At 67.1% G+C, this 4,453-nt stretch carries 4 protein-coding genes and 1 pseudogene; 1 reads left to right on the top strand and 4 read right to left on the bottom strand.

The window, feature by feature from the left end:
• Nucleotides 1-40: 40 nt before the first annotated feature.
• The 4 genes from MJ797_RS04290 to MJ797_RS04275 all read right to left on the bottom strand — a co-directional run bounded on the left by MJ797_RS04290 (nucleotide 41) and on the right by MJ797_RS04275 (nucleotide 3,792).
• The gene (locus MJ797_RS04290; RefSeq protein ID WP_239332034.1) at nucleotides 41-457 is read right to left on the bottom strand and encodes a hypothetical protein; all 417 of its coding nucleotides are present in this window, start codon (nucleotides 455-457) and stop codon (nucleotides 41-43) included.
• Entirely contained in the window at nucleotides 458-1,057 is a 600-nt protein-coding gene (locus MJ797_RS04285) for a nucleotidyltransferase domain-containing protein (RefSeq protein ID WP_239332032.1), read from the bottom strand.
• A 628-nt stretch (nucleotides 1,058-1,685) separates the two neighbouring features.
• Nucleotides 1,686-1,946: a hypothetical protein gene (locus MJ797_RS04280; RefSeq protein ID WP_239332030.1), complete on the bottom strand. Its 261-nt coding sequence runs from the start codon at nucleotides 1,944-1,946 to the stop codon at nucleotides 1,686-1,688.
• Between the two features lie 577 nt (nucleotides 1,947-2,523).
• Nucleotides 2,524-3,792, bottom strand: coding sequence for an ATP-binding protein (locus MJ797_RS04275; protein ID WP_239332028.1), 1,269 nt, complete (start codon nucleotides 3,790-3,792; stop codon nucleotides 2,524-2,526).
• A gap of 353 nt (nucleotides 3,793-4,145) precedes the next feature.
• On the opposite strand from MJ797_RS04275, the pseudogene MJ797_RS04270 reads away from it, so the two are divergent.
• Nucleotides 4,146-4,453, top strand: a pseudogene (locus tag MJ797_RS04270) (IS982 family transposase); the annotation flags it as partial.

The raw sequence follows: 4,453 nt of genomic DNA, 5'->3' as shown, positions 1-4,453 counted from the left end.
GGGCGCTCTTAATACCACCAGATTCTTGGAGGCAAGGCGGCTACAGCGCGAGACGTTCGGCCGCGTCGAGTAGTCGGCGGGCCTGCCGGATCGCGGCAGTGGCCTTCTGGTGGCTGACGTAGACCATGCCGTAGTGCGCCCCGTCTTTGACATCGAGTAGGCGGGCGAGGTCGCGGGCCAGTGCCGTGCCGCCCGGCTCGACCTCGCTGAGCAGGCCGATGGCTTCCCGGTGGTCCTGGCCGCGGGAACGCCGCCCGACAGCCAGGCAGCAGGCGGCGTCGGCTGCCGCGATACCCGCGAGCACGGCGAGAGCCGCCGCGACGTTCGGGCCAGCCAGATCGTCGTCGACGTCGCCGATGAGGCCGGCCGCGTCGAGGAACGCACGCGCGTGCGTCAGGCGGATGCGGGCTTGTTCCCGGTCGCATCCCTGCGTCCGGCCTGTGGGGCGGGGGCTCATTTACGTGCCTTTTCGTCGAGGTGGGGCGACAGCGCCGAGAACACGGCGGAGGTCTTCTCCGAAGAGCGAGAGCGCGTCTCGTCGCCACTCGGCGACGATGGGTTCTCCCTGTTCGGCGTGCTCGGCCAGGCCGGTGCCGTCGACCTCGTATATCTGGCAATGGTTCCCGGTCCATGCCTTGACGCGGTCGCGGAGCACCTCGACCTGCCTGCCCCACGCCTCGTCGGCCTCGTTGACCGTGTCCGGCCGTACCAGCAGCACATCGACGTCGCTGGCGGTCCCGCCGTCGCCGCGTGCCGCGGAACCGAACAGCGCCGCTGCCTGCGGTGGGGTCGGCCAGGACCGGATCTGGTCCCGGAGCCGGTCGAGGAGGGTGGCCTTCAGGGAACAGAGGATGTCCACGGCGGGCCACGCCAGGTGCTCACGGTTGGCCAGGTAGAGCTGCGCCTGGCCGGCCTCGGAGACGTGGACGAGACCCTGGGCGGCGAGGCGGGCGAGAACCTTGCGTACCCCGGACTCGCTCCCGACACCGGCAAGCTGGTGTATCTGCCTGCCTGTCAGCGGTCGGCGCGTGCGTGCCAGAACCTCCAGTACCGGCACGTCGAGTGTCGGTGCTAGGGCTCGGGCGGGAGACGAGAGGTCGATATGATCTCCTTACTCTAGTCTTGATATCAACACTATAGTACGGATATCAAGACTAGAGTGACCCTCTCTTTGTTCGTCAGAGATCTTCTGCCTGCCTCCGCCGCCCCCCGTTCGTAGTGGCGACCAGCGGCTCTGCTTGCTTGAGCGGCTTACCCCGTCGAGCCGTGCCGCCGTAGCCAGCCGGCTGGTGGATTCCACGTCGCCTGCGGCTGGCGTTTGTGCGGGTAGCTGGCAAGATCGGGGCTCAAGTTCCACCCCCTCAGCTCAACAAGATCAATATAGGCTTTGAGCAGGTCGAACGTAGATATCGAGCGATCAGCGATAGAGATCGCCGGAGCAGTCCTGGTAGCGGTTCAGCCCCGCAGGGCACGCTTCAGCTGAGCCACGACCCACCGCGCGCCGTTGCGCCGGCTGTCCGTTGCCGCCAGTACAGCCCTGGCGTCGTCCGGCGTGAGCGGCTCGACCTGAGCATCAGGTCGAGGGCGTCTTCGAGGGCCTTCCACTGGGTGTGGCAGGTGTTGAGGACTCGGTGGGCGTTGTCGCAGCTTCCTGAAAACTGACCCCCAGCGGGGCGGGGGCTCATTTACGTGCCTTTTCGTCGAGGTGGGGCGACAGCGCCGAGAACACGGCGGAGGTCTTCTCCGAAGAGCGAGAGTGCGTCTTGTCGCCACTCGGCGACGATGGGTTCTCCCTGTTCGGCGTGCTCGGCCAGGCCGGTGCCGTCGACCTCGTATATCTGGCAATGGTTCCCGGTCCATGCCTTGACGCGGTCGCGGAGCACCTCGACCTGCCTGCCCCATGCCTCGTCGGCCTCGTCGGCCGTGTCCGGCCGTACCAGCAGCACATCGACGTCGCTGGCGGTCCCGCCGTCGCCAACGCCATGCCGCCGATCTCGCCTTCGCCAACATGGTCGCCGACACCGAGCGTCTCGGCCTCTACGATGACAGCTCCGACGAGACCCGCGCGGCGTTGAAAGCCGCCCGCACGAAGACCGAAGGCTGACCGGGATGTTCTCCGCGCTGCTCGACACCTGCGTCCTCGTGTCCAGCAGGGCCCGCGACGTGCTGCTGAAATCGCCAGCACCGATGCCTACCGGCTGCTCTGGTCCGCCGAGATCCTGGGCAAGCTCGACCGGACCCTGCGCACACTGCTCGGCAAGCGCGGAATCTCACCAGAAGAAACCGACGCCTGCCTCACCCCGCTATCCCCAGACGCCGTTTCGCGCCGCTCGGGGACCCCTGCGCCCGGCAGCGGTGGACGGTCACCGAGTCGTGCACCAGGCCACCAGGCAGATTCCGCCGCACCCTACATCGGGCGGTCGTCTTGCCGGCTCGTCGGCGACGGAGGGCGTGATGGCCAGCTTGTGGGAGGTGAGCACGAAAGCGGGGCAAGTTCACCCGCAGTCAAGCGATGGGGGGTGGTCACGGGCCGATCAGTGCTAGCGGGACAGCGGCGATCTCGTCGCGCCGGCGGTACGCGCGCTCGCCGGCGTAGATGACGACGGCGTCGATCAGGTCGTTCCCGATCCGGTCGCGAAGCCATCGGAGGTGCTTGACGTCGTCGTCCTCGACGCGGTCTGCGAGTTTGACCTCGATGCCCAATACGCGACCGTCGGCGCGCTGGACGATCAGGTCCAATTCATGGTCGTTGTTACGGGTACGCAGGTGGCCCACCCGGGCTTCGGCCGCCTCGGCGTAGGTGTGCATGCTCAGCGCGGCAAGGTGCTCGAAAAGCGCTCCGAGGATCGTGCCTTCCGACAGGCCCACGCTTCCCTGCTCTGCGCGCAGAAGCGCGGAGCCATCGAGCCCGAGCAGCCGGGCGGCCAGGGCGGGGTCTGCCAGGTGGTGTTTGGAGGACTGGGCAAGCCGGTCGAAGTGGTTGCGACCAGGGATCCAAGGTGCTGTTGCGTCCAGCAGCCACAAGGACGACAACGCGTCGCGGTAGGCGAGCGTGGTTTCCTTGGCCGGCTTGTTCGCCAGCCCGGCGGTGGCCGCGTCCAGAATCTTCGAATAGGCCGTCGTCGTTGAGGTCGCGGCGGCGTAGGCGGCCAGCCAGGCTCGTAGGACGGCCGGCCGGCGGACTGGGTAGCCCTGCTCAGGGAACTCCCGCTGCACGACATTGTCCAGGTACGCGTCCAGCTCCGCCCGGCGTACGCGTGGTGGCAGCCCGCGGATGGCGGGGAAGCCCGAGGCGGTGATCTCCTCGACGTAGTCCGCCAGCCGGAGCTTGGTGGTTCCGCTGATGTCGCGGTTCCCGCCCAGGAGTGCGGCCAGGCTCACCGTCGGTGTTTCGAGGCCGCGCTCCGCGACGCTCAGGGGGCGCATCCGCATCGGGACGATCCGTCCCGCGCCCGAGTGGACCACGGCGCCCCGGGGAGCCGAACTGCCCGCGATGATGAAATGGCCAGCCAGCGAGCCGGCGTCGACCGCGCGCCGCACGTGGTCCCAGACCTCGGGCAGCCTCTGCCACTCGTCCACCAGGACCGGCCCGGGCAGACTGGTCAGTGTCGAGGGGTCCGCTGAGACGATCTCACGTTGGCCGGCCAGGCTGAGGTCAACGACCGATGCGGCACGCTGCATCGCGGTGGCGGTCTTACCGACCCCCTTCGGGCCGTGGATCGACAAGGCGCGAAGGTGTGGCTGGAGCTCGTCCAGCGTGTCGTCGATGATGCGCCGCCGATAGTCGACCACCCCGCTACTCTACCAATCGCAGCACATCTAGTCTTCCAATCGCATGGACGACAGTCTTCCATGTGGCGACCGGACGGACGGTGCTTTCAGGCCCTGCAACCAAGATCGATCGGTTCGTACGCCGGTACATAAGGTCCACCTGGTTGCTGATCATGCCTCTGGCCTGCGCAGTGTGGTTTGCGATCTATCGCTGTGAGGTCGGCGCCTCGCAGCGGTGCTGGTCAAGACGTCGGTGACTGGTTCGAGCCCCGGATAGAAGACCAGGTTGCTGCCACACGAACCGCGCTCTAACTGGATGGTTGAGTCCAGGGGATCGCCTGCAGACATAAGGCAAGGGCATCCAAGATCTGATTGTGATAACAGATTTAGACACCCTCGCAACCGCACTTTACGTCACGATCGACGATGCGGTGAAGGCCTCGCCGCAGCTCGCGCCGGAGCGCCCCGCCGTGGGGATCACACCCACGCTCAGTGACGCCGAACTGGTCACCGTGGCGGCGCTCTCCGCCCTGCTGGGCTACACCTCCGAACGGCGTTGGCTGCGCCGCGCGAAGCGCGATGTCCGCCACCTGTTCCCCTACCTGCCCCAGCAGTCCGGCTACAACAAACGGCTTCGCACGGCATCCGAACCGATCAAAAACATGATCATGATGCTGGCGAC

This window comes from Protofrankia sp. CiP3 (assembly GCF_917627345.1).
Taxonomy (GTDB): domain Bacteria; phylum Actinomycetota; class Actinomycetes; order Frankiales; family Frankiaceae; genus Protofrankia.
The sequence above is the reverse complement of the archived record's forward strand: the minus strand, read 5'-3'. Positions and strand labels throughout refer to the sequence as shown.

Bases quoted from the DNA above. Each gene is read 5' to 3' on its own strand.
- MJ797_RS04290 (WP_239332034.1), bottom strand. From the start codon at position 457: ATGAGCCCCCGCCCCACAGGCCGGACGCAGGGATGCGACCGGGAACAA.